The following is a 23,215-nucleotide window of genomic DNA, read 5'->3' as shown; positions in this document are numbered from 1 at the left end:
GCGGCGGAGCGCCTCAGCGCGTGGGGAGCGGCCGTGGCGCCCGGATGCGTGCCGCGACTGTCACGATCAGAATGGCCGCGACCACGATGACCGCGGCAATCGCCGTCGGAACCGACTCGAGGTCGCCGGTCAGGCGCCCAACGGCGACCCACCCGATTCCCCAGCAGAGCGAGGCGGACGGCGCGAGGCGTCCCCGGCCGTAGAGGGCGAGTCCGATGCCGATCACTCCGGCGACGACGATGACGAGGACGCCCCACACGTCGGCAGAGATCCCGAATCCGGTGAACCCGGCCGCAGCGAGGACGGCGGCCACGTTCGCGGCCGTGGCGATCGTGACCCAGCCCAGGTAGAGCCCCACGGTCCCGTCGGTGACGATCGCTTCGACGAGGTTCTTCGGGCGAGACGCGAGCGTGAGGCGGAACGCCTGGATCAGCACGAGCAGAAGCAGCACGATGATCGGGACGCTGGCCCAGAGCAGGTCGAACTGCACACTGAGGATCCACGCCGCGTTGAGGATCAGCGACAGCGCGATCGGGTAGCCGAGCCGACGGTGCCGCTCATCCGACTTCTGTGCCGGCAACAACTGCCAGAGGGCATAGGCCAGTAGGCCCGCGTAGATGACCGACCAGATCGCGAAAGCGGGGCCGTCAGGGGCGACGGGCGTGGCATCCGCTGCGAGGGCACCGCCGGATGCCTCGGCGATCGGCGTGCCACCGGCTGCCCCCGAGCCGATGAACGACCCTACGATGGCGATGAGTGCGCTGATCAGGACAATGATCTGGCGCAGACGGTCGTTGTGTTTCACGATGCTCCCCCTCGATAGCCACGGGATCGCACGACCCCGAGCGTTCCTCGACCCTAGCAAGCCTGATCGCGAGGCTGCCGTCAGCTGGCGTTCCCGCGTCAGTCCTGCTCGGTCAGCTGGCGCGCGTAGTTCGTGAGCGAACGCTGGTACCGCGGCAAATGGGGGGCGAGTGCTCCGAGCGCGATCGACAGGGCTTCCCGCTCCCTGCCGACATCGGCGAGGGCCAGCGCCAGGAATCCGACAACGGCATCGTCGAGCTCGTCGGAACCCGCCTCCGCCTCACCGGTCAGCAGCGCGACGCTTTCGTCGGCGTGGCCGAGGTTGCGCAGCGAGCTCGCCAGCTGGATCACCGCCTGCCGACGCCGGTCGTCATCGAGCCCGCCGGCGAGGGCCTCGCGGTAGAGCGGCACGGCCAGGTCGGTCCTGCCGGTCGAGTCGTACGACCCGGCCAGCTCGAACAGGCCGACGGGGTCCCCTGGTGGTCGTTCGGCGACGAGCGCCTCCATCGTCGTGACGAAGTCACCCTCGTCGTACTCATCGATGTCGGCCCACAGGCCGGCCAGGCGGTCTTCCCAGTCGTTCGCGTCCATGGGGCAACGATAGCGATGACGGATGCCGTTGGGCGGCATCCGTCATCGGGGTGAAGCGTCTGGAACGATTCCGCGCTACGCGGCCCGCGTCATGTCGCTCTTCAGCGGCACCGTGGTGCGCCTGCGGCCGGGGACGACCGACCCTGCCGGGAGGGTGGTGTCACGGGTGATGTGCGCCCCCGCGCCGATCTTCGTGTTGGCGCCGATGCGGGAGTGGCTGCCGATCTCGGCACCGACCCCGACCGTGCTGCCTTCGCCGATGTGGACATTGGCGCCCACGAAGACCCCGGCCGCGACGGTGACGTCTCGGTCGATCCAGCTTCCGGCACCGACCCAGCCCCGGCCGGCGACGTGCGCGCCGGGCTCGACATACGCGGTGGGATCGAGAAAGGTCGTCGGGTCGACCGTGGCGGTTGAGGCGACGAGTCCGCGACCGTTGCTGTGGCGACGGTACTTCGCGATCTCGCCCGCCTGGGACTCGATCTCTTCAAATACTTTGCTCATGATCTCCTTCGGCGCACGACCGCAACAGGGAGCGGATTTGTGCGCTATCACCCTCAACAGCGGCGAGTTATGCGCGATTCCTCCTACTCAGCGTCCTCTCAGGAATCCTGCAGGGCACGCGAGGGATGCCGTTGATCGCCCTCGACAGCATTCGTTCGTCGGCGGAAATCCGGGTCAGTCGGCATCGATGCGGTCGAGGAGTTTCTTCAGAGCATCCCGGATGTCGTCGTAGTCGTTCTGCCCGGCCCGACTCTCGGCCGAGATGACGCCGCAGCGGTGGACCTTGCGGAAGTCGCCGATCGGGAACTTGTAGTGCCCCTTGGTGTCTTTCGGCGCGTCGTCGTCGACGCCGAGGTACCAATGCGAGTAGTCGGACCAGGTGTGCGTGTCGAGGAAGTCGTTCTCCTGGCCCGCTGTCGGGGCGTGCTCGCTCCAGTCGTCGCGTTCGTCGCGGACGACCTTGCCCTCAGCGATGAGCTTCTTCGCCTGGCGGAATGCGGGCTGGTTGAGTGTGACGGTCACGGCTGGCTCCCTTCGTCGTGAGCCAGCCAACCCGCCCCCGCTCTCGCGATTCAACCCCTTGCTTCAGCGCCTCCTGGAGGTCTCGATCGTGATGCCGCCGTTCGTGGTCTGTGCCGTGAGAGTACGATCGGCGCGGCGGTCGCCGGGCACGTCCTGGGTGTCGATCCGCCCGTTCGTCGTGTCGGCTTCGACGAAGTACTCGGTGCCGTCGTCGGGCACCTGGATGCGGATCTCGCCGTTCGTGCTGTTCGCAGAGACCTCATCGGGGGCGTCCGAGAACGACAGATGGACGGCGCCGTTCGTCGTCTCGGCTTGCACCTCGGCGGAGGTCGAGTCCTCGAGTTCGATCCGCCCGTTCGTCGTGTGCAGGGCGAGCACACCGCTCGACCCGTCCACCTCGATCGCGCCGTTCGTCGTCGACAGGTCGAGAGCGCCGGTGAGGTCTTCGGCCGTGACGCTGCCGTTCCGCCCGGTCGCGGTGACTTCGAGGTCCGGCGGGAGGGACACGTCGATCCTCACCCGGCAGTTGTTGAGCGGCAGGAACAGGACCCAGCCGTCCGGGCATCCGCCGCGGATCTCGGTCTCGTCACCTGAGGCGCTCACGTCGAGCGGTGGCCTTGTGCCCGAGAAGGTGCCACGCATCGTGACGTGGATCTGGTCGTCCTCGCTCGCCGTCAGCCGGATGGCCGCGTTGGGCACGTCGATGAAAATGCTCGTGCCTGCCTCGGCGTCGACGTTCTCGGTGATCGGCGTTCCGCGGAAGGCGTTCACCGCGGCGATCGACCCGGCGACGATGAGAGCGATGAGAAGCAACGGGATGCCGACGAAGAGCAGGATCGCGAGCCCGGGCGAGAGGCCCTTCCGCGGTGCCGGGGCGGGTGGCTGGGCGGGGACCGGCGGGTAGTCCGGCGGCGGGGGTTGAGCGGCCGGCGGTTCCCCAGGGGCCGTTGGCGGGATGGTCATGGTGGAGCCCTCTTTCCTGATCGTGCGTGAGTTCGGGTCTCTCTGGCACAAGGGTAGCCACAGCGGCGTGCTGCGGCGAGGGGTCTGCTCAGTAGTCGGTGCGGTCGGGCTTCGCCTCCCAGGCGGTGAACGGCGCGAGCTTGTCCGTGGCCTCTCCTGCGGTGATCGGGATTGCCGGGGCAATGCCGTCGAAGTGGTCGAAGAACCGGGCGTCGTCGAACCCGGCGCGGTCGGCGTCGTGGCGGTCGGCGGCGTAGACGACGGCATCGATCCGGGCCCAGAGCGCTGCCGCGACGCACATCGGGCACGGCTCGCAGCTCGAGTAGAGCGTGCAGCCGGAGAGCTCGAACGTCCCCAGCGCGACACACGCCCGCCGGATCGCGACCACCTCGGCGTGCGCCGTCGGGTCGTTGTGAGCCGTCACCTGATTGGTGCCGGTGAACGTGCGGCCGCTCGCGGTGACGATCACGGCGCCGAACGGTCCGCCGCCGGTGTGGACGCTCTCCACGGCCAGCGCCACCGCGGCGTCGAGGTGCTCAGCCGAATCCTCTGCACGTGACATGCCTCCTGCCTATCACGCGGTCGCTGCCTTGCCCAGTACCCGAAAAATATCGTGATGAGGTCTTGACGGGGCGGAGCATCCGTTCTACGTTAACAATCAAATGGTTGATCAAGGAGTTAGTTGATTACGATGACCGACACGGATGCCGACACCCGGCTCGATCGCGCGTTCCTCGCCCTGGCGGACCCGGTGCGTCGCGCGATCGTTGCGCGGCTGAGTCGCGGCCCCGCGACGGTCAACGAACTCGCTGAACCCTTCGCGATCTCGAAGCAGGCGGTCTCGAAGCACATCCAGGTGCTCGAGCAGGCGGGGCTCATCGGCCGCACGCGCGACGCGCAGCGGCGGCCGGCGTACCTCATCCCCGAGGCGCTCGAGAACCTCACCGCGTGGATCGACACGTACCGGCTCACCACCGAATCAAGCTTCCGCCGGCTGGACTCCGTCCTGGCCGGAATGCACACAGACGTCACCACCCCACCACAAAGAAAGGAAAAGAAATGACGAACCCCACCACCATCACCGTTCCTGAGGGACAACCGTTCATCGAGATCGTGCGCGAGTTCGATGCGCCGATCGAGGCCGTCTACCGCGCCCACACCGATCCGAAGCTCGTGGTCGAATGGCTCGGACCGCGCGGCTACAAGATGGACATCGAGCGCTGGGACCTGGTCACCGGCGGCGGCTACCGCTACGTGCACCGCGACGGCGACGAGGAGTACTGGTTCAACGGGATCGTGCACTCCGCGTCGCTCGAGAAGGGCATCGTGCAGACCTTCGAGTTCGAGGGTTTCCCCGGCGCTGTCAGCCTGGAGTTCCTCACACTCGAGGACCTCGGCAACGGTCGTACCCGTGTCACCGGCCACAGCGTCTACCCCACGGTCGAGAACCGCGACGGTATGGCGGAGTCCGGAATGGAGAAGGGCGTCAACGAGGGCTACGAGCAGCTCGACGAGCTGCTTGCGAAGGCCACGGTGTCCTGACGCCCGCACGTTGGTCGAGCAGGTCGCCCCTACTCATTGGTCGAGCAGCCCGCGAAGCGAGCGAATCGAGACCCTCTGCGGATCTCGGTACGCTCGCTTCGCTCTGTCGCTAATCGATCAACGGGGCTCGGGCGCCCGCCGCCGCGAGCGCGGCTCCGGCGGCGGCGGAACCTCCTTGGCCGCGAGAACCCTGGCGAACGCGACGGTCTCGAGCCCGCGCTTCGTCGCGATCGCGCAGTGCGTGCTGTCCGCGCGGAGAAACCAGCCGAGGGCATCCGTCGCTCGGCCGTCGTCCAGCTGGTGCCGCACCACGACGCGCGTGCCCTCGGCGGTTGCGCGGAGGAAGGCGACCGCTTCCTCGCCTAACATTCGGGTGTCGAGGTCTGGGGGAGGAGCATCCCTCCACCCTCTCACGCTCAATGCGTGTACTTCGGGAGGAAAAATCGGGGGTCCATCGCCGATACATCGATCGACCCCCTGAATTTCCTCCCGAAATCCGCCCTCTGACGCGGAATCAGGTCGGGCAGCGTTCCGAATGTCGGAGATTCTCCGCCGAGAGGGCCGAATCCGCACCGCAAAGCCTCATTCCGGCCGATTTCTCCGAAGTTGGAGACGGTACCTGCTCCGCCGCCGCCCAGCCGGCACCCCTAGCCGGTCCTCCGGAGCGCAAGGTAACCTGTGCCGCAACGACGAAGGGAAACCCATGCCTGACATCACGGTCACCGTGCCCGGCGCACCCTGCTGGCTCGAACTCTCCACCTCAGACCCCGCCCGCTCGCAGCAGTTCTACTCCGATCTCTTCGGCTGGGATGCCGAAACCGGCGACGACGTGCTCTACGGCGGCTACGTCAGCTTCAGTTCCACCGGGCGCCGCATCGCCGGCGCGATGAAGAAGGACGAGAACGCCCCGTATCCGGACAGTTGGTCGGTGTACCTCCTGACGACGGACGCCACGGCCACCGCCGCCGCGATCGCCGAAGCGGGCGGCACGAACATGTTCGAGCCGATGAGCGTGCCCGAGATGGGCGTGATGGGATTCGCGGCCGACACGACGGGGGCATCCGTCGGCTACTGGCAGCCCGGGCATCACACCGGGTTCCAGGTCGAACGAGAACACGGCGCACCCGTCTGGTGCGAGCTGCTCGCGTCGGACTTCGAGAAAGCTGTGACGTTCTACGAGAAGGCCTTCGACTGGACCCTCAAGGACGAGGGCACCTCAGACGACTTCCGGTACAAGACCTTCGAGCGTGACGGGCAGCCGTTCGCCGGGATCTACGACGCCTCGAAGACGCTTGCGGAGGGCGAGCCGGCCTCGTGGGCGGTGTACTTCGGAGCGGACGACGTCGACGCCACCGTCGCGAAGGCGATCGAGCTCGGCGCGACGGTGAAGGACGAAGCCGTAGACACCGAGTACGGCCGCATCGCGACCGTCACCGACCCGACCGGGGCGCACCTCCGCCTGATGTCGTTCTGACCGCCGGCGAGATTGCAGTTGCGCACGCAAAACCCGGGTCTCGGGCAAATTTGGGTGCGTAACTGCGATCTCGCGCGCAGCGGAAGCGCCGTCAGCCCGCCCACTCCAGCAGGCGCTCCAGCGGCCAGGTCGTGACGATCCGCTCGGGCGGCACCCCGTTCGCCTCCGCGCGGGCGGCACCGAGGTCGAGCAAGCCGAGTTGACCGGGGGCATGCGCGTCGCTGTCGATGCTGAACAGGCATCCGGCGTCCAGGGCGACCGCGATGAGGTCGTCCGGCGGATCCTGCCGTTCGGGCCGCGAGTTGATCTCGACCGCCACATCGTTCTCAGCACACGCCGCGAACACCGCGGCCGCATCGAAGCTCGACTCGGGCCGGGTGCCCCTGCTGCCCTGCACCAGTCGCCCGGTGCAGTGTCCGAGCACGTTGGTCTGCGGATGACGGATGCCCACAAGCATCCGCTCGGTCATCTCCCGTGAATCGAGACGCAGTTTCGAGTGCACGCTGGCCACGACGATGTCGAGCCGGCCGAGCATGTCGTCGGATTGGTCGAGCGCGCCGTCGAGGTTGATGTCGACCTCGATGCCGGAGAGCATCCGGAAACCGTCGAACTCCGCATTGAGCTCGTCGAGTTCGGTGAGCTGGGCCTCGAGTCGCTCGGAGCTGAGCCCGTTCGCCACGCGAAGCGACGGAGAGTGATCCGACGCGACGAGGTAGTCGTGCCCGAGCCGCTGTGCGGTGCGCGCCATGGTCGCCAGGTCGGTCGTGCCGTCTGACCACGAGGTGTGGCTGTGCAGGTCGCCCGTGAGCTGTGCGCGGAGCTTCTGCCCGGCATCCGTGATCGGCCCGCCGATGCGCTCGCGGAGGTCGGCGAGGTAGTCGGGGACGTCGCCATCCACCGCCTGCTCGATCACCGTGTACGTGGTCGAGCCGATGCCCTTCGTGCGCTTGAGACGGCCGTCGACGACCCGCGCCGCGATCTCGTCATCGCTGAGAGAGCCGATCGCCGCGAGGGCTCCGCGGAACGCCTTCGTCTTGTACGGAGAGGCCAGGTCGCGCTCCAGCAGGAAGGCGATCTCGTCCAGTGCGTCCGTCGGTCTCATCGCAACTCCTTCGTCAGCGTCCGATCAGGGGGAAGACGTCGTCCGCAAACCGCTGGTAGCTGGCGATCGGATCGTCGGCGCCGGCGACCAGGACGATCGTGTCTGCTCCGGCGTCCGTCCACGCGGCGATCGCCCGGGCGCCGTCCGCCGGTGTTCCACCGACAGCGAGCGATTGCAGGATGTCGTCGGTCAGCTCGCCGCTTCCGTCCGCGCCCAGCCCGGCGATCTCGGTGAGCCGGTCGAACACGCGGAAGTCGATCAGCCGCTGCACGCGGGAGCGGACCTCGGCGAGGGCCTGGTCCCGATCGTCGCCGATGCTCGTCATCGCGAGAAGCACGGTGCTGCCGGCGTCCCCGGCGGCGGCCATCTCCTCACGGGCCCAGCGCACGGCATCCGGCGACGCGATCTCGGGCAGCAGTACGCCGTCTGAGCTGCGCCCAGTGATGCGGAGCCCGGTCGGCCCGGTGGTGCCGAGGTAGATCGGCGGTGCCTGCTCGGGTGGGAAGCCGATCCGGACCGCATCGAGATGCACGTGGTGCCCGTCGACCGTGACCTCGTCGCCCGCGAGCAGCCGCCGCAGGGCGACGGCGGTCTCCTCGAGCGCGGCGAAACGGCGGGGCACGTCTGCACCGATCTGCTCCATCCAGCTCGGGATACCGTGGCCGAGACCGATCGACAACCGGCCGGGGGCGATGCGGGCGAGCGCAGCGATCTCCATCGCGGCCGTGGCGACGTTGCGGGTGACCGCGGGCAGCAGGCCGATCCCGACGTGGATGCGCGTGGTGACGGCGAGCGCGGTCGCGGCCATGGTGATGCCGCCGGCCCAGGGCAGGTCCTCGCTGAACCAGAGCTCGTCGAAGCCGGCCTCCTCGGCCCACCGGGCGAAGTTGGGGAGGCGTTCGGGCGCCCAGTCGGGTTCGAACCGCACTCCGATGCGGGCCTGGCGAGGGGATGTCGTCGTCATGCTACGAGCGTATGGCACGGCAATTCGTGGCCGCCGGGCTTCGGGAGGAAAATCCGGGGGTCTGTCCACGTATGGGCGATTGACCCCACGAATTACCTCCCGAAACTCCGGCGCTACTGGTAGGTGACCAGGTCGGGTGCCGGCGACACCCCGCCCATCGTCTGCTCGGGCGTCAGCATCGGGACGTCTTCGTCGTAGAAGTTCTTCCAGCCCCAGTGGACGCCGGCAGGGGCATCCCGGTGCAGGTTCGCCCACGTCGCCTGCTTGGCGCCCTGGCTGCCCTGACCGTCGGCGTGGATGAGCACGGCGATCTCCGGGCGGCTGAGGTCGAGCGCCGCCCGGTCGCTGATCATCGCCGGCCGGAACTGGTGCAGCACGAGCATCTTCTGCGGCAGCGCCTTCGCGTTCGTGAGGTCGGCGAGCCATGTCGTGACGCTGTTCACCTCGGCGGCGCTGACCGACCCGATCTGCTTCAGCGGCACCTGGTCGGGCCCGAGCCGCCACTCCGGGTCGAGAGCGAGTCCGACGTTCGGCAGTTCGAGCAGCGACTGGTACTGCTTCGCCTGGGTGAGGAAGTCCGTACGCCCCGGCTGCAGGTCGATCACGACGTACAGTCCTGCTGCCGCCGCGGCATCCACCCACGGGCGCAACCCGTCGACGGAGAGCTCGTTGGAGTAGTCGCCGTCAGACCCCGGGCCGCCGGCGGCGACCGTGGCGATGATCTCGAACATGGGCACGACCGTCTTGTCGGTCAGGGCCGAGTACGGCGCGGCGACGTCACGGGCGCGCTGCACAGCACCGGCGGCATCCTGTTCGCCGAGCACACCGAGAACGCTCGTGCTCGGCGTGCCGTAGAGGGCGACGAACTGGTGCTGCGCGAACAGCAGTTGCCCGCCACCCGGCAGCTGGATGCCGCTGCGCGCCGACCTCACCTTCCACCCCAGGGCGGTCTCGGCCGCGAACGCCTGGCCGATCGCCATCGTCTTCGTCGTGGCCGACGCGTGCAGTGCGTCGATGACGGATGCTGTCGCCTGCGGGTTCGCGGACGCCTCCGGCACCAGGTGCACCGGGACACCCGCAGCCCGAGCCGAGGCGATGGCCGCGAGCTGGTCCACGCCGTCGACCGCGAGGGCGAGCGTGTCGGTGAGCGGTTGGGCGGGTTTCGGGTGGGAGACGGCGCCGGCTGGGGGCGTGTGCGCACCGTCGGGTTTGCGGAGTTCGAGGGCCGCGACACCTGCGGCGAATCCGGCGGGGTCGGATGCCGTCGGCTCCCCGATGCGTGCGCCGGTCGCCTCGCGGACGGCATCCGCTGTCGCGTCGACCCGTTCGACGGTGACGGACGAGTCGGTGTCTTCCTCAGCGAGCGGCGCAACGTCACCGACGACGAGTGCGGTCGAGACGTCGAGCCGGTGGAGTTCGGCCGTCAGCGCCCTGCCGCCGGTGCTCTCGGCGCGGGCCGGAGACGAACTCGATGGCGCGGGCGTGGTCGACTCGGACGGCTCCGCCTCGTCGGCAGCATCGGCGATGAGCAGAGGCACGCCGAGCGCGACGGCGGTCCTGGCGCCCAGTTCCTGGGCGTCCGCGTCCGCGGACGGAGCGATGATGACCAGCGGCGAGGCGTCGAACAGTTCCCTGCTGGTGGCGACGGATGCTTCGCTGTCGGTGGCTTCCGCGATCACAGTGAGGGCGGCATCCGGGTCCGTCGTCTTCACCGTCGTCGGCGCGGGCCGCTCGGCTTCGGCCGCGGTGCAGGCCGTGAGGGCGAGCACCGCTGTCACGGCCAGAGCGGTCGTGCGTGATCGACGGGTGAAGAGGGGCATGCATCCACGCTATGTCACCCGGACGTGGGGTGCACATCAGCGCTCGAGCCTTCGGCGCGACAAGCCGACACGGTGGCGGCGGCTCCCAGCGAGGACCGGCACGATGGATGTATGGCAATACCCGGAGGCACCGTGTCCGTTCTTCTCACCCCCAGCCAACTTCTCGCCGAACGGGAGGCGGGCGCCACGATCCGCGTGCTCGACGTGCGCTGGCGGCTCGACCGTCCCGACGGACGCCCGGAATACCTCGACGGGCACATCCCCGGAGCGGTGTTCGTCGACCTCGACACGCAGCTCGCGCGGAAAGGGGCCGCGACCGACGGACGGCATCCGCTGCCGACGGTTGAGGTGCTGCAGGCGGCGGTGCGCTCGTGGGGGATTCACGACGGCGACCGCGTCGTCGTCTATGACGACTGGCAGAGCGCGGCGGCATCCCGTGCCTGGTGGCTGCTTCGCTATGCGGGGCTCGACGACGTCCGGGTGCTCGACGGCGGCCTCGGCGAGTGGACGGCCCAGGGCAACGAGCTCGAGTCCGGCGACGTCACCGTCGAACCGGGTACGGCCACCCTCTCCTACGGTCACCTTCCCGTCCTCGACATCGCCGACGCAGCCGGCTTCGCTGCGACGGGAGTGCTGCTCGACGCGCGCGCCCCGGAGCGCTACCGCGGAGAGACCGAGCCGCTCGATCCGCGCGCCGGCCACATCCCCGGGGCTGTCAACGCTCCGTCCTCCGGCAACGTCGACGACCGGGGCCGGTTCCTCTCGGCGGACCAGCTGCGCGAACGATTCTCCGCACTCGGCGTGAGCGACGGCATCCCGGTCGGCGCGTACTGCGGTTCGGGCATCACCGCGGCGCACCATGCGCTCGCCCTCACCCTCGCGGGATTCGAGCCTGCCGTGTATCCGGGTTCGTGGAGCCAGTGGTCGAACCATCCCGACCGTTCGGTCGCCACCGGTGCCAAGGCAGGCGTCCCGGCGGATGCCCCGCTGGGCTGACCTGCACACCGCCGGTCGAGTGGCGGCGCGAAAAGATACGCGCAATAATCCGTCTTCGCAAGGGCGTTGCCGATCTTTTTTTGCGTGGCAGAGTGAACTGACTGACTCTGAGGGGGGTGAGGTCATGAACGATTCGCGATCCGTGATCCTCTCTCCTGTGCGGCTGCTCCTCGCTTCGATCGGTCTGGCCCTGGTCTGGCTCTTCCTCAGCTTCATGTTCGGCTCCGACTCCGCTCGCGCTGACGACCACGAGCGCTCTCTGGTCGATTCCGTCGTCTCCGATGTCGTGACCGTTGTCGAAGCACCGCTCGTCGAGCTCGGCTCTGCCACCGATTCCGTCGTCTCCGCGATCGCCACTCCGGATGCTGATCGGGCGCCCGCGGCTCCGGTCGCCACCGTCGTTCCCGCCGTCCGATCGGCGGTCGCCGCTGTGGTCGACGCGAAGCCGGTCTCCCGCGTCGTCACCCCGGTCGCAGCGATAGTCGACGAGGTCGTCGCAGCACTCCCTGTCGTCGGCAGCTCCCCGGTCGTTTCGGATGTTCTCGGGAACCACCCGGTCACGGATGTCACCTCACCGGTCACCGACGTCGTCGACGAGGTCCTGGCCGGCGTGATCGGCACCGGAACCGACGTCACACTTCCCGGTCCGCCGTCCGTTCCGTCAATTCCGGTGCTCCCGGTGCTCCCGGTGCTCCCGGTGCTCCCGGATGCCGACGGCGCGACGGCATCCGTCACCGATCTGAACTCCTCCACCGCAAGCGCTCCGGCGACGTCGTCGTGGGCAGCGACTCTGAACTACCGGGCGGGCGCAGGCCCCGCAGCGTCCGCCCGGCAACATCCGGACCCAGTGCCCCAGGGCCCGGCTGACAACGGGACGTCGGCGCCGCCGACCCCGTCCGGCGCGAACTCGGGAGCGGGATCCGGCGGTCCAGCCGGACCCGTCAGTGCTGCCGACAACGGCTCCGGCCCTTTCGCTGCGCTGCTTCACGACGCCGCGCTGTCCCCGGCCGAGAATGACGCAGTGCCGTCATCCCTCGCCCGGGACCTCTCGTCGACTCCTGACTGACGACGGTTCGGCCTGCATTCTGCGCAGGCATCCGAACCACCTCCTCCCGCCTGAGGAGGGACATCCGTCATCAGATTTCAAGGAGTACGACCATGAATCGAACAGTTGCGAGGTGCCTGTACGGCATTCTCTTCGCCGGGGGAATCACCCTTCTCGGCGCCACGGCGGCGAACGCCGCTGACACATCCGGTGACGACGGCGTGCTCTCGGGCACTCTCGTCGACAGTGTGGTGTCCATCCCGGTGACCGTCGGCGGCAACGCCGTCAGCGTTCTCGGGGACTCCGGTTCGGACTCCGCGGCTACCAACACTGACCCAGCCGCGGCATCCGCACCGTCGACCGCCGCCTCCTCGACCTCAGGGGACGACGGGATCGCGAGCGGAAGCCAGGTCACCGGCGCTGTTTCTGTGCCGGTGACAATCGGCGGCAACAGCATCAGCGTGGTGGGCGATTCGTCTTCGGATGGGTCAACCGGCTCGACTCTCCCTGCGGGATCGGCCGCCGGCACAGGATCGACGACGTCTGGTGACGACGGAATCGCGAGTGGCAGCCAGGTGCTGCCGGCCGTCACCGTGCCGGTGACCATCGGCGGCAACAGCATCAGCGTGGTGCGCGATTCGTCTTCGGATGGGTCAACTGGCTCGACTCTCCCTGCGGGATCGGCCGCCGGCACAGGATCGACGACGTCCGGTGACGACGGAATCGCGAGTGGCAGCCAGGTGCTGCCGGCCGTCACCGCCCCGGTGACCGCCAGCGGTAACGCGATCTCGGTGATCGGCGATTCGTCGTCTTCTGGATCGACGACCGGTTCGACGACGGATGCCGCGACGCCGGCTGGCTCGTCCAGCACGTCGGGTGACGATGGCATTGCCGGCGGCACGCAGGTCGCTCCGGTGGTGACGGCTCCGGTCGGCGCTTCGGGCAATGCGGTCAGTGTGGTCGGGGACTCATCGACGTCAGGTTCGACGACCGGTGCCACGGCTCCGGTCGGTTCGGGCTCGACGGGTTCGACGACCTCCGGTGACGACAGTGTCGCCGGTGGCACGCAGGTGGTTCCGGTGGTCACCGCTCCGGTCGGTGTCGGTGGCAATGCGGTCAGTGTGATCGGCGACTCATCGACGTCAGGTTCGACGACGGGTGCCACGGCTCCGGTCGGTTCGGGCTCGGCGGGTTCGACGAACTCCGGTGACGACAGTGTCGCTGGTGGCACGCAGGTGGTTCCAGTGGTCACCGTTCCGCTCGACCTCGGTGGCAACAGCGTCAGCGTGATCGGCAACAGCTCGACGGGCACCGACACGGATAGCGCGCCGGTCGCCCCGACCGTCCCTGGGATGCCGACGACGCCGACCACGCCGGTCGACCCGTCGGAGCCCGGCGCTCCGTCGACCCCGGGTGACGCGTCCAGTGAGGGTGTCAGCAACTCCGGAATCGAGACGGGAATGACCGCGCAGGCGACGGCATCCGCTGACCCGCGGCTCGCCGAAACGGGCACGGACGGAACGGCTCTGCTGCTCCGGCTCGCAGCCCTGATGCTGCTCGGCGGTGCGGCGATCGTGCTGTTCGGGCGTAAGCGCCAGGCGCAGCGGATCTAGCGCTGCGTGACGGACCGGCTCGGGCGGCTCAGGCCGCTCGGGCCATCCGTCGTGCCTGCGACGAGTTGCCCCGAGTGCTGCACATGCAGTCGAATGCTGCACTTTTGTGTCGAGGGCGCTAGTTGCAACTGCCGCTCTTGACAGAAGGTGCAGCGCTCGCCGCTGCTACGGGCGCGGTTTGTTCGATGGGAGCCCATTGCCAACGAGAATGTCGTACAGCTGACGAGGCGGATACAAATGTCTGGGTTCCCACCGAGAGACGCGTGAAACGACGCGACGCAGTTCGTTCTCCCGATTCTTCTCGTCGATAACCGCTTGTTCCGCTGTACGCCCGCGGAGAAATGTGGGGTTCGTGTACTTCGATCGGCCGTCGCACTCACCCGCGTGACTGTATTTGCGCCAGAAGAAGTCCGGGAGTGCCGTACGTCCACTCGGTAGCCGGAGCCGCACCTGCAACTCGGGAGGCGGGAACCCCAGAAGGTGAATCTGGACGCGGCTGTGCGACTCCTCGGTTGAGTCCGACAGTGACGACGCGAATGACGCAGCGGCGAGCGCCCGACGGTACCCGCGCGCACCAGCACTCCGATCGACCATGTCGTTGAGTTCTTCTCGTGTACAGAGGGCCCCGCCGCTCCGCCGTTCGTGCAAGGCAGAATCCATCACAGCCACGGCATCTGCGAATCGCATCGTCCGGGCCAGGTCGGTGACGGTCTGCGCCGGCGAGGTCAACACGAACTCACCCATCTCGAGGACCTCGAGGTTTGCCATCGATCGGGAATGTCGCGTGAAGGATCCACTCGACCGTCCGCCAGCCGAGCGGTCGATCGACACATCGACCTGGGACGGCCACCTGCCAAGGATGCGAATCCCCCACAGCGCCGCCGCCGCAAAGTGCGACAGCACAAGAGGAGATCGCGACCGTTCCACAGCTTCCGAGACCCGCAGCGCGTGCAAGGCAATCGGTTCGAGTTCGGTCCAGGCCTGCTTCGTGACATACGAGCCGCGAGCGATGCGCACGATGTCACCTGAGTGTGTGAATCGCCGCAGCACCGCGTCGCTCGTCCCGAGCAGAGCCTGTTCCCGTCGCCGGATCACCTGGACCATTCGATGAGGATGTCGCCGGTGGCCCGAACACGCCACACCCGCGGTGTGGGTGTGGAGAACGCGGTTGTTATCTGCGGTTGGGGAGGCCCGCGCAGCCCGTCCTTGACCTGCTCGCCCAGGTTCTGGATGTGCGAGCAGGCGCCGAGCGCAACACATTCAGTCGAGCGCTGCAGTTACCGTCGAGTGCGCCAGTTGCAAGTGCAGCACCGGGCGGCAACTGCAGCACTCGGCGAGCGGGTGGAACCGGAGTCGCCCATCCTCTTGCCGGCGCACGATCTCATCCTCTGGTTGGGCCTCTCTCATCCCTGGAGCCGATTCGCGTCCCACGCCAAAACGGTGGACTGGGAGCATGGCCCCGCTCCGCAGAATCACGACCGCTCTCATCCTCGCCGGCACGCTCAGTGTCGCGATGAGCGGATGCTCCGTCGAAACGCTCCTCAGCAACTCACACGAGGAGCACTTCGCCGACTACGACGCCGCTGCCGAGGGCTGGGTCGGCGGCGAGATGCCGGGCTGGATCCCGACGGATGCCACCGGCATCCGTCGACTCGCGACCAAGGATGAGCGGATCTCGGTGATCCGCATCGAATCGGGCAGCACGCCACGCGGGGACTGTGCCGAGCAGCCGCGGCAGGGCGTTCCGGTGCTCACGGCATCGTGGACGGCAGCCGAACGCCCCGACGTCGTGACGGTCTGTGGTGCGTACGAGATCATGCCGACCGAAAACGGCTGGCTCGGCTGGCTGTACAACCCGAAGGAACCAGGTCGGCTGTCGTAGGTCAGGCCGCACGAGACGGCCGAACGCCGACGGGGCATCAGCCGTCGATCGGTGCTCCGACGTGGCGTCCGAGGTCCATTTCGACCCCGTCGGCCTGCTGCAGGCCCCGGGCGAAGAGGCTGCGGATGAGAGGCTGGCTCGCTGGCCGGCCCGCCGTCGCGAAGAACGCCTGAAGCCCGGGAGCGAATTCCTGGTCCTCAGGAAGTGTCGCCGTGTCGACGAGAGCTTTCGTCTGGGCCACTGCGGTCTTGTCGAAACCCGCGATTCGCCTGGCAAGCGAATCCACTTCGGCCTCGATCGCTGAATCGCTGATGACCCGGTTGATGTAGCCGTAGGCGGCGGCTCTTTCGGCGTCGTAATCGTCTGCGCCGAGCAGGATCTCGAGGGCCCGGCCCCGCCCGACGAGGCGCCCGAGCCGCGCCATCGGGCCTCCGCCTGGCACTGCTCCGATACCGACTTCGAACTGTCCGAGGATCGCGCGTTCCGAGCCGAATCGCATGTCGGTGGCGAGGACGAATTCGCTGCCGGCACCACGAGCGCGCCCTCGAATTACAGAGATCGTCGCGACGGGGAGTTTGCTCAGACGGATGAAGTTGTCCAGGTACGGGTGAAGTCCGGTGAGCCCGGGCGTCATGCTCGCCACCCGTGCCTTGTCGGCCAGGAGATCCCAGTGCGCCATGAAGTAGTCAGGGTTCTCGCTCCGAAAGACAATCACGCGGAGCTCAGGGTCCTGTTCGGCGTTGCTCAGGAGCTCGGCGAGTTGTTCGATGGAGTCCGGGTCGAGCAGATTCACGGGTCCGTTGGAGAAGGTGACTCGCCAATAGGCCGGAGAGACGAGGTCAAGCTGAAACTGGTTGGTCGTCATGGGGCGACGGTAGACCTGTGGGTTTCGAAAATCAACAACCGACGATCAGCGCGCTGCCCGCTGCGGCTTCGCGCGCACGTGCATCCGCTCGCCCTGCTTGCCGAACAGGCTGAGGAACTCGACCGCACCGTTCCCGACCCGCCCGAACCAGTGCGGAGTCTGCGTGCTGAACTCGGCCGCCTCGCCTGCGGTCAGCACGAGGTCATGCTCGCCGAGCACGAGCCGCAGTTCACCCTTGAGCACGTAGATCCACTCGTATCCTTCGTGCACCTTGGGGTCAGGCTCGGTCCGCGGTGACGTCGCCGGAATCACGGTCTTGAACGCCTGCATCCCACCGGAATCACGGCTGAGCGGCAGGATCGTCATGCCGTGGTGGCTGATCGGCCGGATGTGGATGCGTGGATCCCCGGTCGCCGGAGCGCCGACGAGTTCGTCGAGCGGGACGCCGTGCTCCCGGGCGAGGGGGAGCAGCAGTTCGAGGTTCGGCCGGCGCTGCCCGGACTCGAGCCGCGACAGGGTGCTCACCGAGATGCCGGTCGCCGCAGACAGGTCCGCCAGGGTCACGTGCCGCCGCAGACGCAATGCACGCAGACGGGGGCCGACCGCATTGAGGATGTCGTCCGTCGAATCTTCCATGCCTCCAGTTTGCCATTGCAGCAACAAAGCTTGTCAATTCGGATGCCGCGGAGCGACCCTTGAATCATGACAAACAACACTTCTCCTTCTCTCTTCGATGCGGTCATCGTCGGCGGTGGCGCCGCCGGTCTGAGCGCCGCCGTCGCCCTCGGCCGGGCCCGCCGTTCCGTGGTCGTGGTCGATGCGGGCGAGCCACGTAACGCTCCGGCATCCGGAGTCCACAACTTCCTCACCCGCGACGGCACCCCGCCCGCCGAACTGATGCAGCTCGGCCGCGCCGAGGTCGAGTCGTACGGCGGAACCGTTGTGCCCGGCACTGCCGTCTCCCTCGCGCGCACCGACGCCGGCTTCGCCGTCACGACCGCCGACGGTACCGTGCTCACCGGCCGCCGACTGGTCGTCGCGACGGGCCTCGTCGACGAGCTGCCGAACATCCCGGGTCTGCGCGAACGCTGGGGCCGCAACGTGCTGCACTGCCCGTACTGCCACGGCTGGGAAGTGCGCGACCGCTCCATCGGGATCCTGGTGACTGGGCCGAGCGCGATGCACCAGGCGATGCTGTTCCGGCAGCTGACCGACCGGGTGACCGTGTTCCAGCACCAGGCGCCCGACCTCACCGAGGAGGAGCTCGAGCAGCTCGCCGCCCGCGGCATCCCTCTTGTTCGCGGCCGGGTGGCATCCGTCGAGGCATCCGGCGATCACCTCACCGGCGTCACGCTCGACGACGGCACCGTTTACCCGATCGAAGAGCTTGTCGTCGCCCCGATCTTCACGGCCCGTGGTGGCCTGCTGGAATCGCTCGGCGCCGAAGTTCTGCCGCACCCGATGGGTGTCGGCACCTTCATCGAGACGGATGCCATGGGCGCCACCTCGATCCCCGGCGTGTGGGCGGCCGGTAACGTCACCGACCTCGTCGGGCAGGTCGTCACGTCTGCGGCGCAGGGGCTCCGTGCCGGCGCCGCGCTCAACGCGGATCTCGTTGCCGAAGAGACGCGGGATGCCGTGGCGGCGTATCGGGCGACGCGCACGCCGTCGCTGGTCGAGTAGCGCCCTGCCGACAGCGCTGGTCCCCGCACCGTTCAGGGCGGCAAAAACTCCACTGTCTGGGGGTGTCGGTACCCTTGAATTGGACGTGTTCAACGCGTTCAATTGACTGTGAGGGGATGCCGCAGGGCACGGCGTCGGTGGAGGGGACCATGAACGACGTGATGGTGTCGGGAGACCCGTCGGCTGCGGCTGAATTCGGGGGCCCTGAGCATCCGCATCTGGCGGAATCGTTCGACGCCGAGAGCGTGCTCGCTCTGCTTGCCTATGAGGAATCGCACGGGCGGCGCCCCGCCGTCGTCGAGGCGCTGAAGGAGCGGCTAGCGGCGGTGCGAAGCGGGGTCGAGCCGAGCGGGCCGCTGGGGGAGCACCTGCCGCGTCCGACGCCGTTGGTCGAGTAAGCCGCGCATGGACTTCACGTTCACTGCGCCGCTCTGGGCCTGGAGCGGCAACGCTGCCTGGTTCTTCGTCTCGTTGCCCGAGGAGGAGAGCGAAGACATCCGTGATCGGCCACGGATGCCTCGCGGCTTCGGCGCAGTAAAAGTGCGTGTTCGGGTCGGCGGCTCCACCTGGGACACCTCGGTGTTTCCGGACGGCACCGAGGGCGTCTACATCCTCCCGATCAAGAAGGCTGTGCGTGCCGCGGAGGGCGTAGAGGAGGGTAAGCCCGTCGAGGTGCACCTGGAGCTGCTCGAGTTGTAGCAGCGCTGCGGTGGTCGAGTAGCGAAGCGTATCGAAACCGCACCCCCACAAAGCACTCGGGGCCTCCGCGCCGTGCGCAGAGACCCCGAGGCGTTCAGCAGGGAGCGTTAGCGTCCCTTGTCGTAACCCTTGTATCCGAACTTCTCAGAACCGTGGCCCTTGCCGTAGCCCTTTCCGTCCTTGTAGTGGTTCTTTCCGTTGCCCTTGCCGTGACCCTTGAGGGCCTTGGCGCCGGCGTAGACGACCGTGGAGTGGGCGATGGCGTCAGCCATCTGTCCGAGCACCTTCTGGTCGATGTTGTTGATGTCGTCGCACGCCGCGTGGTAGCAGGGGTCGAACGGGGCACCAGCGGTGCCACCGAAGATGGCCGCCTGGGCCGCGGACTTGATGCCCTCAGCTCCGGTGAACAATCCACCAGCAGGGATGCCGTTCTCAATGAACGCGAAGTAGTCGCTGCGTCCACTGAACTCGGTTGGTGCTGTCTCGAGTCCCTGCGAGGCGAAGTAGTCCTCGAAGGTGGTCTCGATGGCATCCGACCCGGCAGGACCGGCGGTACCGAAGGCATCCCCGTCTCCGTCATAGACGAAGCGCACCGCGTTGGGCGAGCCGACCATGTCGAAGTTGAGGTTGGCAGCGTGCTGCGCGATCTGCGCCGGGGTCAGCTGTGCGACGTAGAAGTTCGAGCCGAGTAGGCCGTCTTCTTCACCGCTCCAGAATGCGAAACGCACCTTGTTCGTCGGAACGATCTTCTTCTTCGACATCTGCAGGGCCGTCTCGAGCATCGAGGCCGTTCCTGAACCGTTGTCGTTGATGCCGGGGCCCTCAGCGACACCGTCGAGGTGTCCGCCGACGACGATCGTCTTGTTGACGTCACCGAAGCGGCTGTCCGCGAAGAGGTTGAACGTGTCGACAGCTTCGATGTGGGCATCGAACGCGAGGTGCACTTCAGCGCCGGCCGTGTTGGCGAGCGTCTCTCCGAGTGCGAACGGCGTGGTGACGACGGGGAGTGCGAAGACCGTTTCGCCGAGCGTTCCACCGAAGAGGCCCAGGCGGTCCTGGCCCTCGACGACGTTGCCCTGGTTGAAGATGATCACGCCGATGGCGCCGTTGGCGAGAGCGTTGTCAGCCTTCACGCGGAAGTCGCAAGTACCACGCTGCACGAGCGCGATGTTGCCGGCGGTGAAGCTGTCGAAGTCAGCGTCTTCACAACCGCTCGTCGATGCGCGGTCGCCGACGAGGTTGATGTCGACGGCCTGCACGGCGCCGCTGACGTCACCCTCGGATGAGTTGGTCGCTTCGACGAAGTCGACCCCGTATTCGTAACTGGCCGTCGTGGGAGCTGTCAGATCGAGGACTGCGGTGTCGACGACCGACTTCTCATAGCTGAACGGCTGACGCCACGTGGTGTAGCCCGCCTTCTTCAGCAGCTTTTCGTAGTAGACAGCGGATGCCACGTGGCCCGCCGTTCCCGCTGCCCGGTTGCCGCCATTGGCATCCGAGATCCCCTGTAGTGCCTTGAGGTGTTGGTTGACGCCTTTGGCCGTGACGGCCTTGCGCAGTTGTTCAGACACCGATTTGTTGCCGTTTCCGTTGCCGTGGCCTTTGCCGCCACCGGCGTATGCGGGTCCGGCGAACCCGACTGCGATCAGGGCACCGGTTGCGAGGGTTGCCCCCAACGCGATGCCTAATTTGCGTCGCTGAATCATGTATTGCTCCTTCGTTGGAGTGTGACAATCAGCACCGGAGCGTCCTTGCCCCGGCACAGTGCTCCCGACACTACCCCCGAACGCGGGTCAAATGTGTCCGCTCTTTGGGGGACCCTCCGTCGGGCTTTCAGGTGTCCTGTGGCACGCCATTTTTCGCATGAATCCGCCGATTTCGCTGCTCGGGTCCGCTCCTCGCGTCCCACACCCGGCACGCCGTTCATAGTGCGCAAATCGACCCGAACGGTGCGCTTCGCGTCGTTTTGCGCACGACGAAGCCGAAGTGCGCGCAAAACTCAGTGCTGGTCGAGCAACTCCCGCAGGGCGCGCACCGACATCACCGGAACATCCGACGGGGCGACGATCCGCAGCCCGACATCTGTGCCGATCGGCTCGCGTTGTCCACCTGAGTGCACCACATCGTCACCGACGACCGTCAGCTGGCTCGCGTGGCAGCGCAACGCCGCCGTCACCACCGCCCGGTGCGTCGTGAGCGACAACCACTCCGCGTCATCCGTCGGCGTTTCGAGCAGCTCCGCATAGGGAATCCCCGCCGCGACGGATGCCGCCACAGCCGCTTCCCGAATCCGCACGTGGTCGGGGTGGCCATACCCACCATCGGAGTCGTAGCTGATCACCAGGGACGGCCGCTCCACGGCGAGCAGCGCGGCGACGTCGTCGACGACCTCGTCCAGGGGCGCGACCGAGAGCGCGTCGGCATCCGCATCACCAGCGGGGCCGGCCAGCCCGGGCCGGATCCATTCCATGCCCGAGTCCCGGTATCGCCGAGGAAGCCGCCCGGTCGCCCGCGCCGGCTCGTCACCGAGCCAGTACTGCGCGGAGATTCCGAGCGCAGCCACAGCACCGGTGAGCTCGTCCTCGCGGGCGCTCGTCAGGGCATCCGCATCGGTGTCGGCGGGCAACGCACCGGCCACGATCTCGCCGCGTTCACCACGGGATGCCGTCAGCAACGTCACCCGCACACCGCGCGCGACGAGTTCGGCGATGAGCCCACCGGATGCGAGCGTCTCGTCGTCGGGGTGCGCATGGGCGAACAGCACTGAGCTGACGCCGTCGAGAATGCCGGGCGTCGGGAAGAGGTCGGTCACGAAGCGATGTCCGTTCGGTGGGTGAGCAGTCGGGTGTAGACATCGGCGGTGGCCGCGGCGGTGCGGTCCCAGGTGAAGTGTTCGGCGCGAGTGCGCCCGGCGGCGCCGAGGCGGGCGGACAGCGCGTCGTCCTCGAGCAGGCGGCGGACGGCATCCGTCCACGCAGCGGGATCACGGGAGTCGACGAGCAGTCCGGTGACACCGTCCTCGACGGCCTCGATCAGGCCACCGGACGCGGTCGCCACGACCGGGATGCCGCTGGCAGCAGCCTCGAGCGCGACAAGGCCGTAGGTTTCGGAGTGCGACGGGACGACGAGCATCCGGGCGCCACGGAGCAACTCGGCGAGGTCCTCACGCGACTGCGGACCGAGAAAACGGATGCCGTCGGCCAGCCCGTGCGCGCGGGCGTGCTCACAGAGGTCGGCGGGGTATTCGTCGTGACCGGTGGTGGGTCCGCCGGCGATGACGAGCTCGGGGCGGAGGACGTCGGGCAGCGCCGCGATCGCTTCGATGGCGAGGTCGAGGCCCTTGAGCGGTTCGAGGCGGGCGGCCGCGACGATGTAACCGGGGTGGGCGGCCGGCGCGACGGCGGGGGTGAAGAGGTCCGCGTCGACACCCGGGGTGACGACGACAACGTGCGCGGGGGAGGCACCGAGCCGGGTGATCACGGTGTCGCGCTCGGCGGCGCTCACGGCGATGACCGCGTCGGATGCCTGTGCGAGGTGCCGTTCGCCGAGCATCCGCCCGGGGGATTCGGGGCGTTCGCCGTCGGACAGCGGCGTCGACGGGTCGGCCGCGATGCTGTGGAAGCTCTGCACGTGCGGGATGCCACGACGGCGCGCAAAGTCCAGCGCGGCTTCTCCGGAGAACCAGTGGTGCGAGTGCACGACGTCGTACGGTCCGAGGGCCTGAAGCGACTGCGCGAACTCGGCGATGTACGCCTCGTGGTCGCCCTTGATGCGGCGTTCGGCCGGACCGGCGTCGAGATGACGGAGGGTGACGCCCGGTGCGAGGTCGTGCGCGGCCGGCCCGTCGGGGTCGGTGCGCCGGGTGAGGATCTCGACCGTATGGCCCTGGGCGGCGAGCGCGAGGGCCGTTGAGCGGACCGCGACGTTCATTCCGCCGACGTCGCCGGTGCCTGGATCGTCGTCTGGCGACGTGTGCAGGCTGATCATGGCGATGTGGAGGGTCACTCCCTGAGTTTACGGTGGGCTGGCTGAGTGTTGCTTCGGTGCCCGTCTGCCGCCGCACGCACACGTTGGGGTCGGCTGGTTGGTTTCGGGAGGAAAATCCGGGGGTCTGTCCTCGTATAGACGATGGACCCCTCGAATTTC

25 protein-coding genes are annotated in these 23,215 nt (G+C 67.9%); 10 read left to right on the top strand and 15 right to left on the bottom strand.

Features of this window, described 5'->3' with window-relative positions; genetic code table 11:
- Positions 1 to 13: 13 nt before the first annotated feature.
- The 6 genes from AC1M0F_RS13395 to AC1M0F_RS13370 all read right to left on the bottom strand — a co-directional run bounded on the left by AC1M0F_RS13395 (position 14) and on the right by AC1M0F_RS13370 (position 3,946).
- Entirely contained in the window at positions 14 to 805 is a 792-nt protein-coding gene (locus AC1M0F_RS13395; RefSeq protein ID WP_480238749.1) for a tryptophan-rich sensory protein, read from the bottom strand.
- Positions 806 to 903: 98 nt separating this feature from the next.
- Complete coding sequence (locus AC1M0F_RS13390; RefSeq protein WP_480238748.1) at positions 904 to 1,395, bottom strand: tetratricopeptide repeat protein; 492 nt, start codon at positions 1,393 to 1,395, stop codon at positions 904 to 906.
- A 75-nt stretch (positions 1,396 to 1,470) separates the two neighbouring features.
- Entirely contained in the window at positions 1,471 to 1,899 is a 429-nt protein-coding gene (locus tag AC1M0F_RS13385; RefSeq protein ID WP_480238747.1) for a DapH/DapD/GlmU-related protein, read from the bottom strand.
- Between the two features lie 174 nt (positions 1,900 to 2,073).
- Positions 2,074 to 2,421, bottom strand: a complete 348-nt coding sequence (locus AC1M0F_RS13380) for a hypothetical protein (RefSeq protein WP_480238746.1) — start codon at positions 2,419 to 2,421, stop codon at positions 2,074 to 2,076.
- Positions 2,422 to 2,484: 63 nt separating this feature from the next.
- On the bottom strand, positions 2,485 to 3,384 hold the full coding sequence (locus AC1M0F_RS13375) for a DUF4097 family beta strand repeat-containing protein (protein WP_480238745.1): 900 nt from the start codon (positions 3,382 to 3,384) through the stop codon (positions 2,485 to 2,487).
- Positions 3,385 to 3,472: 88 nt separating this feature from the next.
- Positions 3,473 to 3,946 (bottom strand): nucleoside deaminase, encoded by a 474-nt coding sequence (locus tag AC1M0F_RS13370; protein WP_480238744.1) that lies wholly within the window; start codon positions 3,944 to 3,946, stop codon positions 3,473 to 3,475.
- Between the two features lie 129 nt (positions 3,947 to 4,075).
- Here AC1M0F_RS13370 and AC1M0F_RS13365 point away from each other — a divergent pair, with 129 nt between their 5' ends.
- Together AC1M0F_RS13365 and AC1M0F_RS13360 are read left to right on the top strand one after the other, a co-directional pair.
- Positions 4,076 to 4,447, top strand: coding sequence for an ArsR/SmtB family transcription factor (locus AC1M0F_RS13365; protein ID WP_480238743.1), 372 nt, complete (start codon positions 4,076 to 4,078; stop codon positions 4,445 to 4,447).
- Positions 4,444 to 4,926, top strand: coding sequence for an SRPBCC family protein (locus tag AC1M0F_RS13360; protein ID WP_480238742.1), 483 nt, complete (start codon positions 4,444 to 4,446; stop codon positions 4,924 to 4,926). The genes AC1M0F_RS13365 and AC1M0F_RS13360 overlap by 4 nt, the downstream gene beginning before the upstream one ends.
- Positions 4,927 to 5,043: 117 nt before the next feature.
- On the opposite strand, the gene AC1M0F_RS13355 is transcribed toward AC1M0F_RS13360, so the two are convergent.
- Positions 5,044 to 5,295 (bottom strand): hypothetical protein, encoded by a 252-nt coding sequence (locus AC1M0F_RS13355; protein WP_480238741.1) that lies wholly within the window; start codon positions 5,293 to 5,295, stop codon positions 5,044 to 5,046.
- 334 nt (positions 5,296 to 5,629) lie between these two features.
- On the opposite strand from AC1M0F_RS13355, the gene AC1M0F_RS13350 reads away from it, so the two are divergent.
- Entirely contained in the window at positions 5,630 to 6,400 is a 771-nt protein-coding gene (locus AC1M0F_RS13350) for a VOC family protein (RefSeq protein WP_480238740.1), read from the top strand.
- A gap of 91 nt (positions 6,401 to 6,491) precedes the next feature.
- On the opposite strand, the gene AC1M0F_RS13345 is transcribed toward AC1M0F_RS13350, so the two are convergent.
- The 3 genes from AC1M0F_RS13345 to AC1M0F_RS13335 all read right to left on the bottom strand — a co-directional run bounded on the left by AC1M0F_RS13345 (position 6,492) and on the right by AC1M0F_RS13335 (position 10,286).
- Positions 6,492 to 7,502 (bottom strand): PHP domain-containing protein, encoded by a 1,011-nt coding sequence (locus AC1M0F_RS13345; RefSeq protein WP_480238739.1) that lies wholly within the window; start codon positions 7,500 to 7,502, stop codon positions 6,492 to 6,494.
- Positions 7,503 to 7,515: 13 nt separating this feature from the next.
- Positions 7,516 to 8,466, bottom strand: a complete 951-nt coding sequence (locus AC1M0F_RS13340) for an LLM class flavin-dependent oxidoreductase (RefSeq protein WP_480238738.1) — start codon at positions 8,464 to 8,466, stop codon at positions 7,516 to 7,518.
- Positions 8,467 to 8,579: 113 nt separating this feature from the next.
- Positions 8,580 to 10,286: a hypothetical protein gene (locus AC1M0F_RS13335; protein WP_480238737.1), complete on the bottom strand. Its 1,707-nt coding sequence runs from the start codon at positions 10,284 to 10,286 to the stop codon at positions 8,580 to 8,582.
- A 111-nt stretch (positions 10,287 to 10,397) separates the two neighbouring features.
- Here AC1M0F_RS13335 and AC1M0F_RS13330 point away from each other — a divergent pair, with 111 nt between their 5' ends.
- The 4 genes from AC1M0F_RS13330 to AC1M0F_RS13315 all read left to right on the top strand — a co-directional run bounded on the left by AC1M0F_RS13330 (position 10,398) and on the right by AC1M0F_RS13315 (position 15,822).
- Positions 10,398 to 11,282: a sulfurtransferase gene (locus AC1M0F_RS13330; RefSeq protein ID WP_480238736.1), complete on the top strand. Its 885-nt coding sequence runs from the start codon at positions 10,398 to 10,400 to the stop codon at positions 11,280 to 11,282.
- A 124-nt stretch (positions 11,283 to 11,406) separates the two neighbouring features.
- Entirely contained in the window at positions 11,407 to 12,348 is a 942-nt protein-coding gene (locus tag AC1M0F_RS13325) for a hypothetical protein (RefSeq protein WP_480238735.1), read from the top strand.
- Between the two features lie 92 nt (positions 12,349 to 12,440).
- Entirely contained in the window at positions 12,441 to 13,940 is a 1,500-nt protein-coding gene (locus tag AC1M0F_RS13320) for a beta strand repeat-containing protein (RefSeq protein WP_480238734.1), read from the top strand.
- A 1,453-nt stretch (positions 13,941 to 15,393) separates the two neighbouring features.
- Positions 15,394 to 15,822 carry a hypothetical protein gene (locus AC1M0F_RS13315; RefSeq protein WP_480238733.1) on the top strand — a complete coding sequence of 143 codons (429 nt, stop codon included), beginning with the start codon at positions 15,394 to 15,396 and terminating at the stop codon, positions 15,820 to 15,822.
- A 37-nt stretch (positions 15,823 to 15,859) separates the two neighbouring features.
- Here the strand turns inward: AC1M0F_RS13315 and AC1M0F_RS13310 are convergent, their stop codons facing one another.
- Both AC1M0F_RS13310 and AC1M0F_RS13305 read right to left on the bottom strand, forming a co-directional pair.
- Complete coding sequence (locus AC1M0F_RS13310) at positions 15,860 to 16,687, bottom strand: enoyl-CoA hydratase/isomerase family protein (protein WP_480238732.1); 828 nt, start codon at positions 16,685 to 16,687, stop codon at positions 15,860 to 15,862.
- A 45-nt stretch (positions 16,688 to 16,732) separates the two neighbouring features.
- Complete coding sequence (locus AC1M0F_RS13305; protein ID WP_480238731.1) at positions 16,733 to 17,323, bottom strand: helix-turn-helix domain-containing protein; 591 nt, start codon at positions 17,321 to 17,323, stop codon at positions 16,733 to 16,735.
- Between the two features lie 66 nt (positions 17,324 to 17,389).
- Here AC1M0F_RS13305 and AC1M0F_RS13300 point away from each other — a divergent pair, with 66 nt between their 5' ends.
- From AC1M0F_RS13300 to AC1M0F_RS13290, 3 genes are all read left to right on the top strand, one after another.
- The gene (locus AC1M0F_RS13300; RefSeq protein ID WP_480238730.1) at positions 17,390 to 18,370 is read left to right on the top strand and encodes an NAD(P)/FAD-dependent oxidoreductase; all 981 of its coding nucleotides are present in this window, start codon (positions 17,390 to 17,392) and stop codon (positions 18,368 to 18,370) included.
- A 149-nt stretch (positions 18,371 to 18,519) separates the two neighbouring features.
- Positions 18,520 to 18,768: a DUF8129 domain-containing protein gene (locus AC1M0F_RS13295; protein WP_480238729.1), complete on the top strand. Its 249-nt coding sequence runs from the start codon at positions 18,520 to 18,522 to the stop codon at positions 18,766 to 18,768.
- A gap of 7 nt (positions 18,769 to 18,775) precedes the next feature.
- The gene (locus tag AC1M0F_RS13290) at positions 18,776 to 19,069 is read left to right on the top strand and encodes a DUF1905 domain-containing protein (protein WP_480238728.1); all 294 of its coding nucleotides are present in this window, start codon (positions 18,776 to 18,778) and stop codon (positions 19,067 to 19,069) included.
- Positions 19,070 to 19,176: 107 nt separating this feature from the next.
- Here AC1M0F_RS13290 and AC1M0F_RS13285 read toward each other — a convergent pair whose 3' ends face one another.
- From AC1M0F_RS13285 to AC1M0F_RS13275, 3 genes are all read right to left on the bottom strand, one after another.
- Complete coding sequence (locus AC1M0F_RS13285; protein WP_480238727.1) at positions 19,177 to 20,775, bottom strand: M20/M25/M40 family metallo-hydrolase; 1,599 nt, start codon at positions 20,773 to 20,775, stop codon at positions 19,177 to 19,179.
- 293 nt (positions 20,776 to 21,068) lie between these two features.
- Entirely contained in the window at positions 21,069 to 21,881 is an 813-nt protein-coding gene (locus tag AC1M0F_RS13280; protein WP_480238726.1) for a PIG-L family deacetylase, read from the bottom strand.
- Complete coding sequence (locus AC1M0F_RS13275; protein WP_480238725.1) at positions 21,878 to 23,074, bottom strand: glycosyltransferase; 1,197 nt, start codon at positions 23,072 to 23,074, stop codon at positions 21,878 to 21,880. The genes AC1M0F_RS13280 and AC1M0F_RS13275 overlap by 4 nt, the downstream gene beginning before the upstream one ends.
- Positions 23,075 to 23,215 lie beyond the last annotated feature (141 nt).

It is taken from the genome of Mycetocola sp. Y719 (genome assembly GCF_056713205.1).
Note: the sequence above shows the minus strand (reverse complement) of the source record. Positions and strands in the feature narration are given on the sequence as shown.

What these genes read in the sequence shown, in the direction of transcription:
- AC1M0F_RS13390 (WP_480238748.1), bottom strand. Translation starts at nt 1,395, where the DNA reads ATGGACGCGAACGACTGGGAAGACCGCCTGGCCGGCCTGTGGGCCGAC.
- AC1M0F_RS13385 (WP_480238747.1), bottom strand. Translation starts at nt 1,899, where the DNA reads ATGAGCAAAGTATTTGAAGAGATCGAGTCCCAGGCGGGCGAGATCGCG.
- AC1M0F_RS13375 (WP_480238745.1), bottom strand. Translation starts at nt 3,384, where the DNA reads ATGACCATCCCGCCAACGGCCCCTGGGGAACCGCCGGCCGCTCAACCC.
- AC1M0F_RS13370 (WP_480238744.1), bottom strand. Translation starts at nt 3,946, where the DNA reads ATGTCACGTGCAGAGGATTCGGCTGAGCACCTCGACGCCGCGGTGGCG.
- AC1M0F_RS13365 (WP_480238743.1), top strand. Translation starts at nt 4,076, where the DNA reads ATGACCGACACGGATGCCGACACCCGGCTCGATCGCGCGTTCCTCGCC.
- AC1M0F_RS13360 (WP_480238742.1), top strand. Translation starts at nt 4,444, where the DNA reads ATGACGAACCCCACCACCATCACCGTTCCTGAGGGACAACCGTTCATC.
- AC1M0F_RS13355 (WP_480238741.1), bottom strand. Translation starts at nt 5,295, where the DNA reads ATGTTAGGCGAGGAAGCGGTCGCCTTCCTCCGCGCAACCGCCGAGGGC.
- AC1M0F_RS13350 (WP_480238740.1), top strand. Translation starts at nt 5,630, where the DNA reads ATGCCTGACATCACGGTCACCGTGCCCGGCGCACCCTGCTGGCTCGAA.
- AC1M0F_RS13345 (WP_480238739.1), bottom strand. Translation starts at nt 7,502, where the DNA reads ATGAGACCGACGGACGCACTGGACGAGATCGCCTTCCTGCTGGAGCGC.
- AC1M0F_RS13340 (WP_480238738.1), bottom strand. Translation starts at nt 8,466, where the DNA reads ATGACGACGACATCCCCTCGCCAGGCCCGCATCGGAGTGCGGTTCGAA.
- AC1M0F_RS13335 (WP_480238737.1), bottom strand. Translation starts at nt 10,286, where the DNA reads ATGCCCCTCTTCACCCGTCGATCACGCACGACCGCTCTGGCCGTGACA.
- AC1M0F_RS13330 (WP_480238736.1), top strand. Translation starts at nt 10,398, where the DNA reads ATGGCAATACCCGGAGGCACCGTGTCCGTTCTTCTCACCCCCAGCCAA.
- AC1M0F_RS13325 (WP_480238735.1), top strand. Translation starts at nt 11,407, where the DNA reads ATGAACGATTCGCGATCCGTGATCCTCTCTCCTGTGCGGCTGCTCCTC.
- AC1M0F_RS13320 (WP_480238734.1), top strand. Translation starts at nt 12,441, where the DNA reads ATGAATCGAACAGTTGCGAGGTGCCTGTACGGCATTCTCTTCGCCGGG.
- AC1M0F_RS13315 (WP_480238733.1), top strand. Translation starts at nt 15,394, where the DNA reads ATGGCCCCGCTCCGCAGAATCACGACCGCTCTCATCCTCGCCGGCACG.
- AC1M0F_RS13310 (WP_480238732.1), bottom strand. Translation starts at nt 16,687, where the DNA reads ATGACGACCAACCAGTTTCAGCTTGACCTCGTCTCTCCGGCCTATTGG.
- AC1M0F_RS13305 (WP_480238731.1), bottom strand. Translation starts at nt 17,323, where the DNA reads ATGGAAGATTCGACGGACGACATCCTCAATGCGGTCGGCCCCCGTCTG.
- AC1M0F_RS13300 (WP_480238730.1), top strand. Translation starts at nt 17,390, where the DNA reads ATGACAAACAACACTTCTCCTTCTCTCTTCGATGCGGTCATCGTCGGC.
- AC1M0F_RS13295 (WP_480238729.1), top strand. Translation starts at nt 18,520, where the DNA reads ATGAACGACGTGATGGTGTCGGGAGACCCGTCGGCTGCGGCTGAATTC.
- AC1M0F_RS13290 (WP_480238728.1), top strand. Translation starts at nt 18,776, where the DNA reads ATGGACTTCACGTTCACTGCGCCGCTCTGGGCCTGGAGCGGCAACGCT.
- AC1M0F_RS13285 (WP_480238727.1), bottom strand. Translation starts at nt 20,775, where the DNA reads ATGATTCAGCGACGCAAATTAGGCATCGCGTTGGGGGCAACCCTCGCA.